The following is a 19,949-nucleotide window of genomic DNA, read 5'->3' on the forward strand; positions in this document are numbered from 1 at the left end:
TGAAAGGCAGAAGTCCGCTCCATGCGCCGCATCAGGCCGCCTTGCTCTGCGGATCGGGACGCTTCTCGAAAACCTCGTCGATCAACCCGAAGGTCTTCGCATCCTGCGCCGTCATGAAGTTGTCGCGCTCCAGCGCGCGCCGGATCGTCTCGATGTCCTGACCCGTATGCTTGACATAGATCTGGTTGAGACGCTCGCGGATGGCGAGGATTTCGCGAGCATGAATCTCGATATCGCTCGCCTGCCCCTGCGCGCCGCCCGAGGGCTGGTGCAGCATGACGCGGGCATTGGGAGTGGCGAAGCGCCGTCCCGGCTCGCCCGCCTGCAACAGCAGCGACCCCATGGACGCGGCCTGGCCGATGCACACCGTCGACACCGGCGCCTTGATGTATTGCATGGTGTCGTAGATCGCGAGGCCTGAGGTCACGATACCGCCCGGCGAATTGACGTAGAGGGCGATTTCCTTGCTGGGATTCTCGGCTTCGAGGAACAGCAGCTGGGCACAGATCAAGCTCGAGACGTGGTCGTCGATCGGCCCCACCAGAAAGATGATGCGCTCCTTGAGCATGCGCGAATAGATATCGTACGCCCGTTCGCCGCGATTGCTCTGCTCGACCACCATGGGAACGAGCGCGCCGTAAATTTCCAGTGGATCCCTCATGTCACCGCCTTGTAGCCGGAAGCCCATCCTCATACAGATGGACTTCGCGATTGGATTTGGTAGAGGCAGGACAATTTCTGGGCGCCCTGCCCCCGGTTCGGTCCGACGCGCGCGCCGACCCGAGGTTACTTGGAGTCGGCGGCGGCGTCTTCCTCGGGATCGCTCAACAGCGTTTCCCGGTCGACTTCCTTCTCCGTAACTTCGGCCTTCTCGAGGATAAAGTCTATGACCTTCTCCTCGAAAATCGGGGCGCGGACCTGCTGCATGGCATCCGGATTCTTCTGGTAGAATTCGAACACCTGGCGCTCCTGGCCCGGGAACCGCTGGGCTTCCATCATGATGGCCCGGTTGAGTTCCTCGGCATTGACCGTGATCTCGTTGCTGTCGCCGATATTGGAGAGCAGCAGGCCAAGACGGACGCGGCGCACCGCGATCTCGCGATATTCCGTGCGCAGCTCGTCTTCCGGCTTGTCGGCGGTTTCGAGCGTCTTGCCTTCCTGCTTCAGGCTGGTTTCGAAATCCTGCCAGATCTGGTTGAACTCCATATCGACCATGCCTTCCGGTACCGGAAAGTCGTGCATGTCGGCAAGCTGGTCGAGCATGGAACGCTTCAGCTTCATGCGCGAGACCCGGTTGAAGTCGGCGGCCACCTGCTCCTTGAGGCGCTCGCGCAGCTGCTCCAGGCTCTCGAGGCCGACCTTCTGGGCCAGTTCGTCATCGATCGGCACCGCGATCGGCTTCTTCACTTCCTTGACCGTCACTTCGAATACGGCGTCCTTGCCGGCCAACTCTTCCGAGCCGTAATCGTCCGGGAAGGTGACGTTGACATCGCGCTTTTCGTTGGTCTTGGCGCCGATCAGCTGGTCCTCGAAGCCGGGGATCAGCGAATTCGAGCCCAGCACCAGCTCGTAATCCTCGGCCGTGCCGCCCTCGAAGGGTTCGCCATCGCGCTTGCCGAGGAAATCGATGACGACGGAGTCATCCTTCTTTGCCTTGTAGGTCTTCGCGGCGGTCTTGTAGGCCTTCTGCCCTTCGGCGATACGCTGAAGCGCCTCCTCGATGTCGGCGTCGCCGACCGGCGCGGTCTGCCGCTCCAGCTTCACCTTGCCCAGGTCACCGGGAATGATCTCGGGAAGCACTTCTACCGAGAGCTGGTATTCAAGAGCACTGCCACGCTCGAACGACGTGATCTCGATGTTCGGGCGCATGGCCGGGCGCAGCTCGTTCTTCTCGAGCGCCTCGCGGGTGGTGGCGTTGACGGTTTCCTCAAGCACCTCACCCATCAGCGCGTCGCCGTGCAGCTTGCGCAGATGACCGACCGGCACCTTGCCGGGACGGAAGCCCGGCAGGCGGATGCGGCCGGCGAGCTGCTGTAGCTTCTCGTCGAGCTTGCTGTCGATGACGTCCGCCTCGACGGTAATCTTGTACTCGCGCTTGAGGCCTTCGGCGTTGGTTTCGGTGACTTGCATTAGATCGTCCGAATTCTGTTGTGCAACAATGTTTAAGGCGGAGACTGCGTTGGTGCGGGCGAAGGGACTCGAACCCCCACGAGTTTCCTCACCGGAACCTAAATCCGGCGCGTCTACCAATTCCGCCACGCCCGCCAGTCTCTGGCGCATCCGCAGCAATCCCGCCCCGCTCAGGGGGCGGACGTATAGCATAACTTTTTTGAAATGCACCAGCGATCTTGGATTGGCCTTCGCGGCGGGCCGCTTGCCCCTGCTGGCCGGGGCCTGCGCCGCTGCATGCAAACCCGGTGTCAGGCGGCCACGCCGCCACCGGATGGGGTCACCTGCGATTATAAAAGTGCGAGCTCGCGCAGCACCGCGGGCAGCGTCTCGCTGAGATCCTCGGCGATCAGACCCGGCCCGAACAGGGCGGCTGCCCGGCCGTGCAGCCAGGCGCCGGCGCATGCGGCTTCGAAGGCCGGCATGGACTGGGCGAGCAGGCCGACGATCAGCCCCGCCAGCACATCGCCGGATCCTGCGGTCGCCAGTGTGGGCGGTCCGTTGGCGTTGATGACGGCGCGGCCGTCCGGCGCCGCGATCACGGTATCCGGGCCCTTGAACAGCACGACAGCGCCGGCGCGGGCCGCGGCGGCACGTGCCCTGTCCAGTTTGCAGCCCCCGGTAATGTCCGGAAACAACCGCGCGAACTCGCCGTCATGGGGCGTCAGCACGCAGGGCGCGGCGATGGCGCCGAACAGCTCGGCCGGTGTGTCGCGAAAGCTGGTGATGGCGTCGGCGTCGACGACGCAGGAGCGGCCGGCCCGTAGCGCTTTCAGCGCCGAGGCCCGGGTGGTCTCGCCGACGCCGTTGCCGGGCCCGACCAGCACCGCGTTACGCCGCCGGTCGGCCAGGATGTCGGCGAAGTCGGTGAATGGGGCAGTCATCACGGCGTTGAGCTGGGACGCGTGCGCCACGACCGCATCTGGCGGACAGGCGACGGTCACCAGCCCTGCCCCGACGCGCAGCGCAGCACGCGCACCCAGCCGGGCCGCGCCGCCATTCGCCAGCGGGCCGGAAACGACGATGGCGTGCCCCCGCGCATATTTGTGGCCTTCATCCGCCGGAAAGGGGAACACCGGCCGCCACAGCGCCGGACCGTTCTCCCAGCAGCGGGCGCCGATCTCGGCCAGCACTTCAGCAGGGATGCCGATATCGCACGAATCGACATGGCCGCAGAGAAATTTCGAGGGCGCAAGAAGATGGGCGGGTTTCTTGCGAAAGAAGGTGATGCTGCGCGTTGCCGCGATCGCCGGACCGAGCACCCGGCCTGTCGAGCCTTCGACGCCGCTCGGCACGTCGATGGCGATGACCGGCACCCCGGCGCCGTTGACCGCCTCGATCATGTCGGCCGCTGCGCCGGCGATCGGCCTGTCGAGTCCGGCGCCAAACAGGGCGTCGACGATCAACCCTGCCCCGGCCAGCAGATCGGGCGACAAGGCCTCGACCGGGCCGGTCCAGCGCGATGCCATGCCGGCAGCGTCGCCCTTCAACCGTGCCGGCTCGCCCAGCAGGCCAAGCCGGACGCTCCAGCCCTGCCGCTGCAGCAGCCGCGCGATGACGAAACCGTCGCCGCCATTATTGCCGGGGCCGCACAGCACGCTCACCGGCACACGTTCATAATTGTCGGCGATGACGCGGGCGCACGCCCGGCCCGCATTCTCCATCAGGGTGATGCCCGGCGTGCCATGCGCGATGGCCAGCGCATCGGCACGATACATCTCCGCGGTAGTGAGCACGTCGAGACCCGTCATGGCGCGACTCTACGAGGCATCGCCGCAGACGCCAAAACATAAGTATGAAAGGAGGAATTGGGGTGGCTGATGGGAATCGAACCCACGACCTCAGGTACCACAAACCCGCGCTCTAACCAACTGAGCTACAGCCACCGCAGCGGCGCAGTTCTTACCCGCATTGCCCCCGCCATGCAACACCAGAAGAGACAGTGAAGCGTCAGGAAGGCGGATGGTCGCCAACCGACCTAGCCGATCGCCCCGGAGAAGGCCCGCAAACGCGCGATTGCCTCGTCAAGCACCGCATCCTGCTTGCAGAAACAGAAGCGAAGCATGTGGGTCGGCGGCTCTCCGGGATAAAATGCGCTGACGGGAATCGAGCCCACCCGCGCCTCTCGCACCAGGGTCATGGCGAAGTCCACGTCACCGCCGCCATTCCACAACGGGCGGCAATCCACATTGGCGAAATACGTGCCCTGCGAGGGCAGCACCCTGAATCCGGCGCCGCGCAGGCCGGTCACCAGCCGGTCCCGCTTGCGCTCCATCGCGGCCGCCAGCCCGCGGAAATAGTCGTCATCTTTGGCAAGGCCATGGGCTACCGCTGCCTGCAGACTCGGCGGCGTGGTAAAGGTAATGAACTGATGCGCCTTGGCCACGGCCCCGATCAGCGCGGCCGCGCCGGTCAGATACCCCACCTTCCAGCCGGTCAACGAGAATGTCTTGCCCGCCGAACCGATACGGAGGGTTCGTTCGGCCATGTCCGGCAAGGTCATGAGCGGGACATGACGGCTACCCGAGAACACCAGATGTTCGTACACCTCGTCGCAGATCACATAGGAATCGTGCGCACGCGCCAGTTCGGCGATCAACGCCAGTTCGGCCGCATCGAACACCTTGCCGGTCGGATTCATCGGGCTGTTCAGCACCAGCAGCTTGGTCTTCGGGCCGAACGCCGCGCGCAACTCGGCCTCGGGCAGCGACCATTCCGGCGGCCGTAGCCGCACCATGCGGGGCACGGCGCCCGCCAGCCGCACGATGGGCAGATAGGAATCATAGACCGGTTCGATCAGCACCACCTCGTCGCCCGGCTGCAGCAGCGCCAGCAGACTGGCGGTCAGCGCCTCGGTGGCGCCCGACGTCACCAGCACCTGGCTGCGCCAGTCCACGTCCAGCCCGTAGAACCGCTTGTTGTGCGCGGCAATCGCCTGGCGCAGCACCGGCAGGCCCATCATCGGCGGATATTGGTTTGGCCCCTCCATCGCGGCGCGGGCGGCGGCCTCACGCACATCTTCGGGCCCGTCCTCATCGGGAAATCCTTGCCCGAGATTGATCGCATCATGCTCCACGCACAGCGCCGACATGACCGTGAAGACGGTGGTCCCCAGGCTGTCCACCACCTCGTTGACCGGTCTCAATGCACACTCCCACCAATGTCTGCCCACATATTCATCATGCTGCCTTATCTCTGTGCATTATCGGACCTCGCTGCTGCCGGCCAACGGCGATGGACACTCCGGAAATGGCAAGATACGGTTTTGCAGAGAGTTGGCACGTATCGTGCTTGATCCGACATACTACGTAATTCCAAAACTCTGGGGTTGGACGAACGAAAGCATGAAGAAAATCGAAGCGATCATAAAGCCGTTCAAGCTGGACGAGGTGAAGGAAGCTCTTCACGAGGTCGGACTGAGCGGCATTACCGTCATTGAAGCCAAGGGTTTCGGGCGGCAGAAGGGTCACACGGAGCTGTACCGTGGCGCCGAATACGTCGTCGACTTCCTGCCCAAGGTGAAGATCGAGGTCGTGCTTGACGATGCGTTGCTGGAACGGGCCATCGAGGCGATCCAGCAGGCGGCTCAGACCGGCCGCATCGGCGATGGCAAGATCTTCGTCACCAATGTCGAGGAGGCGATCCGCATTCGCACCGGGGAAACCGGCGTCGACGCCATCTGATACCACCAGCCAACAACACGAATCGGGAACGAGAGGATTATCCATGAGTGACGTTACTGCCCTGCTGAAGCGGATCAAGGACGAGGACATCGAGTACGTTGATCTGCGCTTCACCGATCCGCGCAGCAAATGGCACCACCTGTCCATGCACAAGGACGTGGTCGACGAGGACATGTTCGTCGAAGGTGTGATGTTCGACGGTTCGTCGATCTCCGGCTGGAAGGCGATCAACGAGTCCGACATGGTGCTGATGCCGGATGTCTCGACCGCCGTGCTCGATCCGTTCTCGGCGACCAAGCAGCTGATCGTGATCTGCGACATCCTGGAGCCCGGCAGCCATGAGGCCTATGGCCGCGATCCGCGCGGCACCGCCAAGGCCGCGTTGAACTATCTCAGTTCGACCGGTATCGGCGACTCCGCCTTTTTCGGCCCCGAGCCCGAATTCTTCATGTTCGACAACGTGCAGATGGAAGTGGGCTACAACACCGCCTTCTACCGTTTCGACGACGTCGAAAGCCCGCATATGGCCGGCGTCGCCATCGAAGGCGGCAACATGGGCCATCGGCCCCGCATCAAGGGCGGCTACTTCCCCGCCATGCCGGTCGACAGCGGCCATGACATCCGCGCCGAGATGCTGGACACCATGCGCGCCATGGGCGTGCCGATCGAAAAGCATCACCATGAGGTGGCGACCTCACAGCACGAGCTGGGCATGAAGTTCGGCACGCTGGTAACCGCCGCCGACGCCGTGCAGGTCTACAAATATGTCTGCCAGAACGTGGCCCATGCCTATGGCAAGTCGGTGACCTTCATGCCGAAGCCGGTGGCGCTGGACAACGGCTCGGGCATGCACGTGCACCAGTCGATCTGGAAGGGCGGCAAGCCGCTGTTTGCCGGTAACGGCTATGCCGACCTGTCGGAAGATTGCCTGTACTATATCGGCGGCATCATTAAGCACGCCAAGGCCATCAACGCGTTCACCAACGCCACGACCAACAGCTACAAGCGCCTGGTCCCCGGCTATGAAGCCCCCGTGCTGCTGGCCTATTCGGCCCGCAACCGGTCGGCCTCGTGCCGCATCCCCTACTCGCCGAGCCCCAAGGGCAAGCGCGTCGAGATTCGCTTCCCCGATCCGGCGTCGAACCCGTATCTCGGCTTCGCGGCGATGATGATGGCCGGCCTCGACGGCATCGAGAACAAGATCCATCCGGGCGAGCCCATGGACAAGGATCTGTATCACCTGCCACCGGAAGAACTGGCCGCTGTCCCGACCGTCTGCGGCAGCCTGCGCCAGGCCTGCGAGGCGCTGGATTCGGACCGCGACTTCCTGAAGAAGGGCGGCGTGTTCAACGACGACCAGATCGACGGCTATCTGGCCCTCAAGGAAGAAGAGTACATGGCGTGGGAAACGGCTCCCCACCCGATCGAATATATGATGTACTACAGCGCCTAACCAGCGAAGGGAGCGCATCCCGCGCTCCTCACCTCTACACGGAAAGCCCCGGCCTCGCGCCGGGGCTTTCTCTTTATGGCCCGGTTCTCTGTCACCCGGCGACTCCGGCGCAAGCAAGGCGGTCTCGCCAGGACCGGAGCCGGGTCGAACCCTGCGGAATCCTTGTGCCCATGAACTGTCCGCCCGCCCGGCCAAACCGGACGATCAGGGCTGCATCAGCCGCCATTGCAGGCCCTGGATTTGAGGTCATATCTTCAGTCTGTACATGGGCAGCGTACCGGCGAGGCGCATTTCAGCACAACATATCGGGTGCCCCTCGCCTGTTGGATACACTATACTGCGCTTCTCCTGATTCACGGTCCGTTCCAAGGAACCTATGAGCACCAAGCCCAACGACGATCTGTTCGCCGCCGGCGGCGCCACCAGCGACTATTCCGCCAAGGACATCGAGGTCCTCGAGGGGCTGGAGCCGGTGCGGCGGCGGCCGGGCATGTATGTGGGCGGCACCGACGAGAAGGCGTTCCACCATCTGGCGGCCGAGGTACTCGACAATTCCATGGACGAGGCCGTGGCCGGCCACGCATCGCGCATCGAGATCGAGCTGCGCGAGGATGGCAGCCTGAGCATCCGCGACAACGGCCGCGGCATTCCGGTGGATGCCCATCCCAAGTTCAAGACCATCTCGGCGCTCGAGGTGATCATGACCACCCTGCATTCGGGCGGCAAATTTGGCGGCAAGGTCTACGAAACATCAGGCGGCCTGCACGGCGTGGGCGTGTCGGTGGTGAACGCCCTGTCCGAATGGCTCGATGTCGAGGTGGCGCGCGATCGCAAATTGTGGCGCCAGACCTATTCACGCGGCAAGCCCACCTCCAGGCTGGACGACATGGGCCCGGTGCAGAACCGCCGCGGCACCACCATCAGCTTTCGTCCCGACCCGCAGATCTTCGGCGACGAGCTGGCGTTCAAGCCGGCACGGCTCTACCGCATGGCGCGCTCCAAGGCGTATCTGTATCGCGGCGTCGAGATTCGCTGGTCGTGCGCACCATCGCTGCTGAAGTCCAGCGACACGACACCTGAAACAGAAGTGCTTCATTTCCCCAATGGGTTGCTCGACTTCCTTAATCAGGAGATCGAAGGCGCAGATCTGGTCACCCCGGCTCCATTCGCCGGTTCTGGCGAGATGGAATCCGGCGGCAGGGTAGAATGGGCGATCGCCTGGCCCATCGACCGGGACGGTTTCATCAATTCCTATTGCAACACGGTCCCGACGCCCGAGGGCGGCACGCACGAGACCGGTATGCGCAATGCGCTGGTCAAGGGATTGAAGGCCTATGCGGAACTGGCCGGCAATCGCAAGGCCGGCCAGATTACCGCCGAGGACGTGCTGGCCAACATCACCGTCATCCTGTCGGTGTTCATCCGCGAGCCCCAGTTCCAGGGCCAGACCAAGGAACGGCTGGCCAGCCCGGAAGCAACGCGTGTGGTCGAAACCGCCATGCGCGACCATTTCGACCACTGGCTGTCCGGCGCCCCTCAGGTGGCCGACAGCCTGCTGGCCTATGCCCTGCTCCGTGCCGAGGAACGCATCCGCCGCAAGCAGGAAAAGGAAACCGGCCGCAAGAGCGCCACGCGCAAGCTGCGCCTGCCCGGCAAATTGACCGACTGCGCCAATGCGGGCACCGCCGGCACGGAATTGTTCATCGTCGAGGGCGATTCGGCCGGCGGCTCGGCAAAGATGGCCCGCGACCGCGCCAACCAGGCGGTGCTGCCATTGCGCGGCAAGATTCTCAACGTGGCAAGTGCCGCGCAGGACAAGGCGTCGGCCAACCAGGAACTGAAGGATCTGGTGCAGGCGCTGGGCTGCGGCACGGGCACGCACTACCGCGAGGAGGATCTGCGCTACGAGAAGATCGTGATCATGACCGACGCGGACGTTGACGGCGCCCATATCGCCACCTTGCTGATGACCTTCTTCTTTCATTCCATGCAGGGCCTGATCCGCGAGGGCCATCTCTATCTGGCCATGCCGCCGCTCTACCGGATGACGCACAAGAACACGACGGTCTACGCTCAGAATGACGCCGAGAAGGATCAGCTGATCGCCGACGTGTTCAACGGCAGCGACAAGGTCGAAGTGGGCCGCTTCAAGGGATTGGGCGAAATGAGCGCGGCCCAGCTCAAGGCCACGACCATGAATCCGGCGACCCGGACCCTGCTGCGCGTCAAGCTTCCGGAAGGCGAAAATCGATTTATCGGACTCGAGGAAACCTCCGATCTGGTGGACCGACTGATGGGGAAACGGCCAGAAATGCGCTTTGAATACATACAGAAGCATGCATCTACTGTGAGCGATCTTGACGTTTAATCAGCGCGCCCCGCATGAATACGGCGTTGACTTCGCAGGTAAAGTCCCTATTTTGCGCGGCGTGAATCATGCAAACAAAGCTGGCTCGGCCGACGGATCGCCCACATCGACGAGACTTTCTGGACATGTGGGCATGCGTGTCCGTGGGTGAAACGGTATTGCTAAAGTGAACTTCGAATATCTCGGATTGGCCCCGGAAACCCTGCGGGCCGTTGAAGAAGCCGGTTACACAACGCCGACGCCTATCCAGGCGCAGGCGATACCTGTCGTATTGCAGGGCCGCGACGTGCTGGGCATTGCCCAGACCGGCACGGGCAAGACAGCCGGTTTCACGCTGCCGATGATCGACATCCTGTCCCAGGGCCGCGCCCGGGCACGGATGCCGCGCTCTCTCATCCTCGAGCCGACTCGCGAGCTTGCAGCCCAGGTGGCGCAAAGCTTCGAGACCTACGGCAAATATCACAAGCTGAACATGGCGCTGCTGATCGGCGGCGTCAGCTTCGACGAACAGGAGCGCAAGCTCGACCGGGGCGTCGACGTGCTGATCGCCACACCGGGCCGGCTACTCGACCATTTCGGCCGTGGCAAGCTGATGATGAACGGCGTCGACATCTTGGTGATCGATGAAGCTGACCGCATGCTCGACATGGGCTTTATCCCCGATGTCGAGCGCATCTGCTCGCTGATCACCAAGAAGCATCAGACGCTTTTCTTCTCGGCCACCATGCCGCGGGAAATCCAGAACCTGGTCTCCAAGTTCCTGACCGATCCCAAGCGGATCGAAGTGGCGTCCCCCTCGTCAACCGCCACGACGGTCGAGCAGTTCCTGGTGCCGATGAACACCAGCGAAGCCGGCGCCAAGCGCGCCAAGCTGCGCGAGCTGCTGCGCGGCGAGGAAATCAAGAACGCCATCGTCTTCTGCAATCGCAAGCGCGATGTGGACGTGGTTTACCGTTCGCTCGTCAAGCACGGGTTTGACGCGGCGGCCTTGCATGGCGACATGGACCAGGGCTCGCGCACGGAAGTGCTCGAAAAGTTCAAGGCCGGCAATCTTCGCCTTCTGGTTGCCAGCGACGTGGCGGCACGCGGCCTGGATATCCCGGCCATGTCCCACGTTTTCAACTACGACGTGCCTTCTCATGCCGAGGATTATATTCACCGCATCGGCCGCACCGGCCGGGCCGGTCGCAGCGGGCGTACCTTCATGATCTCGACACCGGCAGATTCCAAGTGGCTGCGCAACGTCCAGAACCTCATTGGCAAGGCCATCAGCACACTGACCGGCGCCGCGCCGAAGCCCGAAACCGAATCTCCGGCCGTCGCCGAGAATGATACGACGCCGGCCGAGGCGCCCAGAAGCGAAGCGGCCCGGAACGACGCACCCGGAGACGACGCCTCCGAGGAAAAGCGCGGCAAGCGCCGCCGGCGCAGCCGGGGCGGCAAGCGCGGCGACGCGTCGAAGACCGCGGCACCGCCGCAAACCGAGGACGTGCCCGTGGTGACGCAACCGCAGGATCAGGCGGACGTGATCGACGAGCCGCGCAGGAATCAGGCATCGAAGCCGCGCCCGGACAAGGCTGCAGGCGAACAGCGCCGCGACGAGCCGCGCCGTGATGAACCGCGCCGTCAAGAGGCTCGCCGTGATGACAACCGGCACCGGGATTCGCGCCGCGACGACAGGCGGGACCGGGATCGGCCCCGTGACCGTCGCCCCTACCGCGACGATGATTTCGAGCCCGTTGTCGGCCTGGGAGACCATGTCCCTGAATTCCTGCTGCGCGCTTTCAAGATCGCGCCGATTGCCGCCGATGACGACGACGACGAGATTCTGTTCGACACCGAGGCTGAGATTGAGGTCGCCGCCGAGGCTGACACCGACGCCGAGGCCGCCGATGCCGTAACGGCCGAGGACACCGCCGCAGCCGAGCCGCAGGACGCCACTGGCGATCGCAAGCCGAAGCGCAAGCGCCGTACCCGGAGCAAGAAGCCGCGGGACGCCGCCGCCGAGTCAGCCACGGCCGAGACTGCCGCCGCCGAGACTGCGGTTGCCGAAGCCCCGGCCGAATCGCCGTCTCCGGAACTCCAGCCCGAGCCGGTAACCGACGCGACTGAGCAACAGCCTGATTCGGCAGCGGGCGCGGTCCAGGAAGAGCCTGAAGTGCCCAACGAAACGCCTGCGGCCGAGGAGCAGCCTGCCCCCAAGCCGAAGCGGGTGCGCAAGCCTCGCGCCAAGGCTGCCGCGAAACCGGCTGAGCCTGACACGGACAAGGCCGAGACTGCCGCCGATGAGGCGCCCGCAGCGGCCGAGGAGCCCAAGGCCAAACCGCGCCGCCGCGCCGCGAAGCCGAAGGCGGATACCGCGAAGGCGGCGGCAGATGCCGCGGCGCCCGCCGGCGATGCACCGGAAGCGGATGCCAAGCCGAAACCGGCCCGCAAGCCGCGTGCGCCCCGTAAAAAAACGCCGCCCAAGGCAGCCTGATACACTGATCGGGATGGCACGGGCGCGGCCGTTGAGGCCGCGCCGCTACTGCCACCTTGCCCGCATCCGCCTTCCGCATTAATCAAGGCTGACGGCGATCTGCAGCGGATATCCGCTGCAGCGCCCGGAATCACAATCTGTGTCCTGCAATCGGTCGTTCTGCTGCAGGATTAGCGAGGGGAGATGGCCCATGGAATTCGACAAGGTTTCGCTCGACATCAATGACGGCGTGGCCGTCGTGACGCTCAACGATCCGGAGGCGATGAACGCCGTCTCCCTGCCCATGCTGCAAAGCCTCAGGGAGGTGCTGACCATCCTGGAGGACCGCGAGAGCAAGGTGCGCGCTGTGGTGATCACCGGCGAAGGCCGCGCCTTCTGTGCCGGCGCCAACCTCAAGAACCGCAAGCCGGCCGACCCCGACGATCCCGACAACACGGTCGCGACCCTCGACGTCTACTACCATCCCATGCTGAAACGCATGCGCGACCTGAAGGCGCCGATCATCACCGCCGTCAATGGCCCGGCGGCCGGCGCGGGCATGAGCCTCGCCATTTCCGGCGATCTCGTCTACGCGGCGCGCTCGGCCTATTTCATGCAGGCATTCATCAATATCGGCCTGGTGCCGGACGCGGGCAGCACGTTCATTCTGCCCCGTCTCATCGGCAAGGCCCGCGCTGCACGGATGATGATGCTGGGTGAACGCGTTACTGCCGACCGGGCGCTGGAATGGGGCATGATCACCGAGGTGCTGGACGACGACAAATTGATGCCCGCGGCGATGGACCTGGCCGCCCGCATGGCCAAGGGACCGACCAAGGCCTATTCGTTCATCCGCAAGGCGCTGGCCGCCACCTGGGCGAACAATTACGACCAGCAGCTCGAGCTGGAATACAACCTCCAGATCCGTGCCTCGAAGACCTTCGACTACACCGAGGGCACCACGGCCTTCCGGGAAAAGCGCCCGGCCAAGTTCGAGGGCCGCTGAAACATCCGTCGGGCTATTTCCGGCGCTTCGCCGGCTTTTTCGCAGCCTTGTCTTTGGTATTGGCCCGCAACGCCTCGTCGAGGGCCTTGCGGGCCCAATCCAGCATTTCGTCATGGTCATCGAACAGGGAATCGGGCGCCTCGTAATACGACAGGATGCCGTGTTCGCCGGTCTTCGTCGGATAGGTGAACGGGCCGCAGCCCGCCTCGTCGAAATCGGCGCGGTTGCCGGCGCCCACCTTGAAGTAAAGCCGGTCGCCGGCGATCAGGCCGAACATCACCCCATGACAGAACAGGCCGGCGGCGCCAAACATGCGCCGCAGACTGACACCGTCCAGAGGCTCGAGGAGTTCCAGCACGAAAGCGCTGTATTCGGCGCTGACGGCCATCAGACGTCCATCATGTTCACCGTGCGGTCCGGCAGTTTCACCACCAGTCCGTCGACCGAATCGGTGAGAACAACCTGGCACCCGAGACGCGAGGTCGGCCGCAGGCCGAAGGCCAGGTCCAGCATGTCCGCCTCGTCGCCGCTGGGCTTTGGCAGCTTCGCATAAAACGCCTTGTCGACGATGACGTGGCAGGTGGAGCACGCCATGGAGCCCTCGCACACACCCTCGATATCGACGCCGTTGGCATGGGCGATTTCCAGCACGGACTGGCCGGCCTGGGCGGTTACATCCTTCCGGGTCTTTCCGTCCGCGCTGACGAAGGTCATCCTGGGCATCATGCCGCCTTTCTCAACTGGGTTACTTTGCGTATCACCGTATCCACGGCGTAATCGATCTCGGCATCGGTTGTGAAGCGGCCGATTCCGAACCGTATCGTCGCCTGCGCCAATCGTTCCTCGACGCCCAGCGCCTGCAGCACATAGGATGGACCGGCGACCGCCGAGGCGCAGGCCGCGCCGGACGAGACCGCCAATTCACGGAGCTGGGCGAGCAGCAGGGCGCCGTCCAGCCCGGGAAAGCTGAGGCTGATATTGCCGGGAATGCGCCGGTCCCGGTGGCCGTTCAGCACCGCGCCCGGCACACCGTCCAGAACGCCGCCGACAAAGCGATCGAATTGACGCTCCAGGCGTTTCCCCTCGGCCTCCATCTCGTCGGCCGCCACGGCACAGGCCGCGCCCAGCCCGGCGCAGAGCGCCGGCGACAGGGTGCCGGATCGCAACCCGCCTTCCTGGCCGCCGCCGCTGATGATCGGATCGAATTTGAGCCGCGACGCCGCCCGGCTGTAAAGCGCGCCGATGCCCTTGGGTCCGTAGACCTTGTGTCCGGAGATGCTCATGAGATCGATGTTCATTTCATTCACGTCCAGCGCGATCTTGCCGGCGGCCTGGGCCGCATCGGTATGAAAGAACACGCGCCGCTCGCGGCACAGGGCGCCTATTTCGGCCAGCGGCTGGATCACGCCGATCTCGTTGTTCACCGCCATCACCGACACCAGCAGCGTCTGGTCGCCGATCGCCGCCCGCAGCGCGCCGAGATCGACCAATCCGTCCGGCTTCACCGGCAGATAGGTGACCGACATCCCTTCCCGTTCCATGGCGGCAAAGGATTCGAGCACGCATTTGTGCTCGGTGGCGACGGTTACCATGTGGCTGCGATGCTTGCGGTAGAACCGGGCCAGTCCCTTGATCGCCAGATTGTTGGATTCGGTCGCACCCGACGTGAAGATGACCTCCTTCGGTCCGGCGCCGACCAGCGCCGCCACCTCGCCGCGCGCGCGCTCGATGGCGTCCGCCGTTTCCCAGCCGAATTTGTGACTGCTGGAATGCGGGTTGCCGAATCTGGTGGTCAGGAAGGGCATCATCGTCTCAAGCACCCGGGGATCGAGCGGGGTCGTCGCCTGGTAGTCCATGTAGATCGGCAGCTGGATATCGGTCGTCATCAGCCCGCCTTCCGCTGTGCCATGCGCCGGTGCAAGGCCGCCCAGGCGGTGAACAGCCGGTCCATGTCGGCTTCCGTCGTCCCCCAGCCCAGGCTGACGCGGATTGCCGAGCCCGCCACATCCGCATCGCAGCCCATGGCGGACAAGACGCGCGATGTCCTCACCTTGCCCGACGAACACGCCGCTCCGGCGCTGATCCCGATACCCGCCAGATCGAGCGCCATCACCTGGGTCTCGCTACCGGCGCCCGGCAAGGCGACGCAACTGGTATTCGCCAGGCGCGAGGCGCTGGCCGACAATATGACCGCCTCCGGAGCCGCCGTTCTCACCCTGTCCTCCCAGGCGTCGCGCAGCAGCGCCGTGTCTGCGGGCAGGCCAGCCAGCTCGGCGGCGACGCCGAACCCGACGATTCCGGGAACATTCTCGGTGCCGGACCGCCGGCCCTGCTCCTGGCCGCCGCCGCTGACCAGGGGCGTCAGCGCGCAGATCTCGCGCACCACGAGCGCGCCCACGCCCTGCGGCCCGCCCAGCTTGTGGGCGGACAGGGTAAGGTAATCCGCGTCCAGATCGTTGAAGCCGACCGGGATCTTGCCCGCCGCCTGCACCGCGTCGCAGTGCAGCCGAGCGCCGTAACGACGGGCGATCGCGGCCGCCCGGGCGACCGGTTCGATCACACCGGTTTCGTTGTTGGCCAGCATCAGCGAGATCAGTGTGCCGCCATCGCGCGGCGCTTCGGCCAGAAGCCGCTCAAGCGCCGCCAGGTCGACAACACCCTCGGAATCAACGGGCATGGTTTGGACAGGCAGGCCGCCAGCCGCGGCCGTTTCCGTAACGGAATCATGCTCGATCGCCGAGATGATCAGCCGCGCGGCGCCGGTCCGGGTCAGCGCTGCCATGTTGGCTTCGGACCCGCCGCTGGTGAACACCACCTCGGACACCCGGGCGCCGACCAGCGCGGCGACACGCGCACGCGCCTGCTCGACAGCGGCGCGCGCCGCACGGCCGGCCTTGTGCACCGAGGACGGGTTGCCGACCCGTACCAGCGCTTCGGCGACGGCGGCCGCCACCTCGGGCCTGACGGGAGCCGTTGCGTTGTAGTCCAGATAGGTGAATCCGCTGGTCATAATCCTCTTCGAGCCCGCGCCGGCGGCACCAATCGGAGATTTGCAGTCGATCCCATGATCCGATGCTCGCATTTCGCAGATGGTCAATGCTATATAACACGCCGCACTGCGATTTCCGGCAAGTGCCGGGGCCAACCCCTTGCAGTCGTCAGGTTACGGGTTATCTCAGGTGCCAGCCTGCGCGCTTCAAGATGCGTCAGTAATGCTCTGGCTCTACTGCACTTTTGAACCGCGACCTAATGCGTTTTGGTGCCGGGCAACCGACATGTAAGTTTAGCGTGGGAGAATTGTGAATGCCCGAGGTCATCTTTCCTGGGCCGGACGGCCGACTTGAAGGTCGCTACCAACCGCCGAAAGTGAAAAACGCGCCGATCGCGTTGATCCTGCATCCGCACCCTCAGCATGGCGGCACCATGAACAACAAGGTGGTCTACCACCTGTTCCACGCCTTCGCGCGCCGGGGCTTCGCGGTGCTGCGCTTCAACTTCCGCGGGGTAGGCCGCAGCCAGGGTGAATTCGATAACGGCATCGGTGAATTGAGCGACGCCGCGTCGGCCCTCGATTGGCTGCAGACATACAATGCGGACGCGCCGAGCTGCTGGGTCGCCGGGTTCTCGTTCGGCGCCTGGATCGGCATGCAGCTGCTGATGCGCCGCCCCGAAATCCAGGGCTTCATCTCGGTCTCGCCGCCCGCCAGCATGTACGACTTCAATTTTCTCGCGCCCTGCCCGTCCTCGGGCATCCTCATCCAGGGCACCGCGGACGAAGTCGTTCCACAGGAATCCACGGCCAAGCTGGCCGAGAAACTGCAGGCGCAAAAGGGCATCACGGTCAATTACACGACCATTCCGGGCGCCAGCCACTTCTACGAGAACCACATGGAGCAGCTTATTGGCTCCGTCGACGGTTACCTGGACCAGCGCCTGAAAGCCTAATTCCTCGAAAACAGCCTGCCGCCCGTCAGGGGCGTCGGCACGCCGGTCGTGGTCGGCGTGCTCAGGGGCATGGCCTTGATCGACCGGACGGCCAGAAAAGCGAAAGCCTCTGCCTCGAGGAAGTCGCCGCGCAGGCCCATTGTTTCCACCGGATCGACCGGCACCTGCAAGACACGCTGCAGTCCCGCCATGATGACGGGATTGTGCCGGCCGCCGCCGCAGACCAGCCAGCGGCCGGGCGCCTCGGGCAGCACATCGCGGCCGGCGGCGATGGCGGCGACGGTGACCGCTGTCAGAGTCGCGGCGCCGTCCTCCAGTGACATGCCGTCAACCATGTCGACCGGAAAGTCGTTGCGGTCGAGCGACTTGGGATAGGGCCGGTCGAAGAAGGCGTGGCGCATCATCTCGCGCACCACCGCGTCGTCGACCCTGCCCGATGCGGCCATCGCGCCGTCCCGGTCCAGCGCCTCGCCCGTGTGCCGGTTGAGCCAGTCATTGATCAGGGCATTGCCCGGTCCGCAATCGAAGGCGATGACCGAGCCATCGCGGCCCAGCCAGGTGACGTTCGAGACGCCGCCGATATTGAGAATCGCAACCGGCCAGTCATCGTCCGCCAGCCCGGCCGACCCCAGCAGCGCCTGGTGGTAAAGCGGCACCAGCGGTGCGCCCTGCCCGCCGGCGGCGACGTCCGCCGTGCGGAAGTCGTTGACCACGGCGATGCCCAGCTCCTGCGCCAGCAGGCCGCCGTCGCCGATCTGCCAGGTCCAGCGCTCGGCGGGCCGATGCAGGATTGTCTGCCCGTGAAAGCCCACCAGATCGATGTCGGCAGCGGCAAGGCCGTCCTGATGCAGCAGCGCCTCGACCGCCCGCGCATGGGCGCGGGTCAGATCCTGCTCGACGGCGTGAACCACCGGCGAGCCCACGAGGTCGCGCCCCTGCTCGGCCGCCATGTCGAGCAGCATCTTGAGCCGCATGGTCTGACCGCGGCTATAGGGTTCGAAATAGGTCGGCCCGAGATGCTCCACGGTGACACCGTCGGTGCGAAGCAGCGCCACGTCGATTCCGTCGAGCGAGGTGCCGCTCATGAGGCCGATGGCCGTGAGTTGCGTCTTTGTGCTCATATTCTCATGTGCTAGGTACGGGCCGCGCGTTTTCGCGGCTACCCTAGCACCGGGCACTCAATATGACCGAACCGAAATCAGACTTTCTGCGCACCTTCGTCGACCGCGGTTACCTGCATCAGGCCACGGACTTCGATGCATTGGACGCGGCGCTGTGCAAGGGTCCGGTCACCGCCTATATCGGCTTCGACTGCACGGCGCCCAGCCTGCATGTGGGCAGCCTGCTGCAGATCATGATCCTGCGCCACCTGCAGCAATCCGGCCACAAGCCGGTCGTGCTCATGGGCGGCGGCACCACCAAGATCGGCGACCCCACCGGCCGCGACCTGTCGCGCCAGATGCTGACCGACGAAATGATCAAGACGAACAAGGCAGGAATCCGGAAGGTGTTCGACCGGTTCCTGACCTTTGGCGACGGGCCCACAGATGCTATCATGGTCGACAACGACGACTGGCTGTCGGGCATCAACTATATTTCATTCCTGCGGGATTTCGGCCAGCACTTCTCGGTCAACCGCATGCTGACCTTCGACAGCGTCAGGCTCCGGCTCGAGCGCGAACAGCCGCTCAGCTTCCTCGAATTCAACTACATGATCCTGCAGGCCTACGACTTCCTCGAACTGAACCGCCGGATGAACTGCACGCTGCAGATGGGCGGCTCGGATCAGTGGGGGAATATCATCAATGGCGTCGAACTGGGGCGCCGCGTCGACCAGGCCGACCTGTATGGCCTGACCTCGCCGCTGATGACCACCTCCGCGGGCACCAAGATGGGCAAGACCGCCCAGGGCGCCGTCTGGCTCAACGCCGAGCAATTGTCGCCCTACGATTACTGGCAGTTCTGGCGCAATACGGACGACGCCGACGTGGCGCGCTTTCTCAAGCTGTTCACCGAGCTGCCGCTGGACGAGATTGCCCGGCTCGCCGCGCTCGAGGGCGCCGGCATCAACGAGGCCAAGAAGGTGCTGGCGACCGAGGCAACCTCCCTCGCCCACGGCCGCGACGCTGCCCTTCTCGCCGAGGAGACCGCGCGCACCACATTCGAGCAGGGCGGCCTCGGCAATGACCTCCCCACGGTCGAAATCGAGCGCACAGTGCTTGAAAAGGGCATCGGCATCCTCAATCTCCTAAGACAAGCGGGGCTGAGCGCGTCGAATGGTGAAGCGAGACGTCTCATTCAGGGGGGCGGCGCGAGGGTCAACGACGAAAAGGTCGAGGATGAGACACGTATCCTCGATCTGGACGCACTGAACTCCGATGGCGTTATCAAGTTGACGGCGGGCAAGAAGCGCCATGTGATTGTGCGACCCGTCTAGCCTGCTGAAAACGAAGAACGGAGCCTGCAATGAACAAGATGCTGACCACGGGATTGATTGCCGCCGCCATCGCGGCCGGCGCCGCAATTCCGGCAGTGGCGGCAGAAAGCGGTGACAAGCCGCTGGTTCGCTGCATCGACATCACCCGCATGTCGAGCAGCAAGGTCATCGACAACAAGACCATCATCCTGAAGATGCGCGGCGGCAGGGACTACAAGATGACCCTGGCCCATCGGTGTCCGGGCCTGAAAATGCAGGGCACGTGGCGGCACGATGCCAGGTCGCTGGCCAAATTGTGCGAGGTCGACACCATCGAGGTACCCGTGAATTCCTCGGGGGGCGTCCTGGGCAGTAATTTCACGCCCTGCATCATCGACAGCATCACCGAAATTCCGAAAGGATCCGACGGCAAGGCCCAGTAACCGGCCGC

At 64.4% G+C, this 19,949-nt stretch carries 17 protein-coding genes and 2 tRNA genes; 8 read left to right on the plus strand and 11 right to left on the minus strand.

All coding sequences use genetic code 11. The features are described 5' to 3' along the window. Positions 1 to 31 precede the first annotated feature (31 nt). The 6 genes from WJU21_RS02140 to WJU21_RS02165 all read right to left on the minus strand — a co-directional run bounded on the left by WJU21_RS02140 (position 32) and on the right by WJU21_RS02165 (position 5,314). Complete coding sequence (locus tag WJU21_RS02140) at positions 32 to 661, minus strand: ATP-dependent Clp protease proteolytic subunit (protein ID WP_346321728.1); 630 nt, start codon at positions 659 to 661, stop codon at positions 32 to 34. A 125-nt stretch (positions 662 to 786) separates the two neighbouring features. Beyond that, positions 787 to 2,130, minus strand: a complete 1,344-nt coding sequence (gene tig, locus WJU21_RS02145; RefSeq protein ID WP_346321729.1) for a trigger factor — start codon at positions 2,128 to 2,130, stop codon at positions 787 to 789. A 50-nt stretch (positions 2,131 to 2,180) separates the two neighbouring features. Further along, a tRNA-Leu gene (locus WJU21_RS02150) sits at positions 2,181 to 2,265 on the minus strand. 194 nt (positions 2,266 to 2,459) lie between these two features. Continuing rightward, positions 2,460 to 3,920, minus strand: coding sequence for an NAD(P)H-hydrate dehydratase (locus WJU21_RS02155; RefSeq protein WP_346321730.1), 1,461 nt, complete (start codon positions 3,918 to 3,920; stop codon positions 2,460 to 2,462). A gap of 58 nt (positions 3,921 to 3,978) precedes the next feature. Further along, positions 3,979 to 4,055: transfer RNA gene (locus tag WJU21_RS02160), tRNA-His, on the minus strand. A gap of 92 nt (positions 4,056 to 4,147) precedes the next feature. Beyond that, entirely contained in the window at positions 4,148 to 5,314 is a 1,167-nt protein-coding gene (locus tag WJU21_RS02165; RefSeq protein ID WP_346321731.1) for an aminotransferase, read from the minus strand. Positions 5,315 to 5,513: 199 nt separating this feature from the next. Between WJU21_RS02165 and WJU21_RS02170 the strand changes: the two genes are divergently transcribed. The 5 genes from WJU21_RS02170 (at position 5,514) to WJU21_RS02190 (ending at position 13,137) form a co-directional block, all read left to right on the plus strand. Next, positions 5,514 to 5,852 carry a P-II family nitrogen regulator gene (locus tag WJU21_RS02170; protein ID WP_346321732.1) on the plus strand — a complete coding sequence of 113 codons (339 nt, stop codon included), beginning with the start codon at positions 5,514 to 5,516 and terminating at the stop codon, positions 5,850 to 5,852. A gap of 43 nt (positions 5,853 to 5,895) precedes the next feature. After that, the gene (gene glnA, locus WJU21_RS02175) at positions 5,896 to 7,305 is read left to right on the plus strand and encodes a type I glutamate--ammonia ligase (RefSeq protein ID WP_346321733.1); all 1,410 of its coding nucleotides are present in this window, start codon (positions 5,896 to 5,898) and stop codon (positions 7,303 to 7,305) included. A gap of 376 nt (positions 7,306 to 7,681) precedes the next feature. Further along, on the plus strand, positions 7,682 to 9,673 hold the full coding sequence (gene parE, locus WJU21_RS02180) for a DNA topoisomerase IV subunit B (RefSeq protein ID WP_346321734.1): 1,992 nt from the start codon (positions 7,682 to 7,684) through the stop codon (positions 9,671 to 9,673). Between the two features lie 166 nt (positions 9,674 to 9,839). After that, complete coding sequence (locus WJU21_RS02185; RefSeq protein ID WP_346321735.1) at positions 9,840 to 12,152, plus strand: DEAD/DEAH box helicase; 2,313 nt, start codon at positions 9,840 to 9,842, stop codon at positions 12,150 to 12,152. A 190-nt stretch (positions 12,153 to 12,342) separates the two neighbouring features. After that, positions 12,343 to 13,137, plus strand: coding sequence for an enoyl-CoA hydratase-related protein (locus WJU21_RS02190; protein ID WP_346321736.1), 795 nt, complete (start codon positions 12,343 to 12,345; stop codon positions 13,135 to 13,137). Positions 13,138 to 13,150: 13 nt separating this feature from the next. On the opposite strand, the gene WJU21_RS02195 is transcribed toward WJU21_RS02190, so the two are convergent. The 4 genes from WJU21_RS02195 to WJU21_RS02210 are packed head-to-tail and all read right to left on the minus strand — an operon-like array spanning position 13,151 to position 16,147. Then, the gene (locus WJU21_RS02195) at positions 13,151 to 13,525 is read right to left on the minus strand and encodes a TfoX/Sxy family protein (RefSeq protein ID WP_346321737.1); all 375 of its coding nucleotides are present in this window, start codon (positions 13,523 to 13,525) and stop codon (positions 13,151 to 13,153) included. Beyond that, the gene (locus WJU21_RS02200) at positions 13,525 to 13,860 is read right to left on the minus strand and encodes a ferredoxin family 2Fe-2S iron-sulfur cluster binding protein (RefSeq protein ID WP_346322438.1); all 336 of its coding nucleotides are present in this window, start codon (positions 13,858 to 13,860) and stop codon (positions 13,525 to 13,527) included. The genes WJU21_RS02195 and WJU21_RS02200 overlap by 1 nt, the downstream gene beginning before the upstream one ends. After that, the gene (locus WJU21_RS02205) at positions 13,860 to 15,023 is read right to left on the minus strand and encodes an aminotransferase class V-fold PLP-dependent enzyme (RefSeq protein ID WP_346321738.1); all 1,164 of its coding nucleotides are present in this window, start codon (positions 15,021 to 15,023) and stop codon (positions 13,860 to 13,862) included. The genes WJU21_RS02200 and WJU21_RS02205 overlap by 1 nt, the downstream gene beginning before the upstream one ends. Beyond that, a complete protein-coding gene (locus WJU21_RS02210; protein ID WP_346321739.1) occupies positions 15,023 to 16,147 on the minus strand; it encodes a cysteine desulfurase family protein in 1,125 nt (374 codons plus the stop codon). Before WJU21_RS02210 ends, WJU21_RS02205 begins: the two co-directional genes overlap by 1 nt. Before the next feature lie 293 nt (positions 16,148 to 16,440). On the opposite strand from WJU21_RS02210, the gene WJU21_RS02215 reads away from it, so the two are divergent. Next, on the plus strand, positions 16,441 to 17,082 hold the full coding sequence (locus WJU21_RS02215) for an alpha/beta hydrolase (RefSeq protein ID WP_346321740.1): 642 nt from the start codon (positions 16,441 to 16,443) through the stop codon (positions 17,080 to 17,082). Here WJU21_RS02215 and WJU21_RS02220 read toward each other — a convergent pair. Continuing rightward, positions 17,079 to 18,203 carry an anhydro-N-acetylmuramic acid kinase gene (locus tag WJU21_RS02220; RefSeq protein ID WP_346321741.1) on the minus strand — a complete coding sequence of 375 codons (1,125 nt, stop codon included), beginning with the start codon at positions 18,201 to 18,203 and terminating at the stop codon, positions 17,079 to 17,081. The genes WJU21_RS02215 and WJU21_RS02220 overlap by 4 nt on opposite strands. A 62-nt stretch (positions 18,204 to 18,265) precedes the next feature. Here WJU21_RS02220 and tyrS point away from each other — a divergent pair, with 62 nt between their 5' ends. Both tyrS and WJU21_RS02230 read left to right on the plus strand, forming a co-directional pair. Next, the gene (gene tyrS, locus WJU21_RS02225; RefSeq protein ID WP_346321742.1) at positions 18,266 to 19,519 is read left to right on the plus strand and encodes a tyrosine--tRNA ligase; all 1,254 of its coding nucleotides are present in this window, start codon (positions 18,266 to 18,268) and stop codon (positions 19,517 to 19,519) included. A 29-nt stretch (positions 19,520 to 19,548) separates the two neighbouring features. Then, positions 19,549 to 19,941 carry a DUF6491 family protein gene (locus tag WJU21_RS02230; protein ID WP_346321743.1) on the plus strand — a complete coding sequence of 131 codons (393 nt, stop codon included), beginning with the start codon at positions 19,549 to 19,551 and terminating at the stop codon, positions 19,939 to 19,941. Positions 19,942 to 19,949 lie beyond the last annotated feature (8 nt).

The organism is Emcibacter sp. SYSU 3D8, assembly GCF_039655875.1.
GTDB lineage: Bacteria > Pseudomonadota > Alphaproteobacteria > SMXS01 > SMXS01 > RI-34.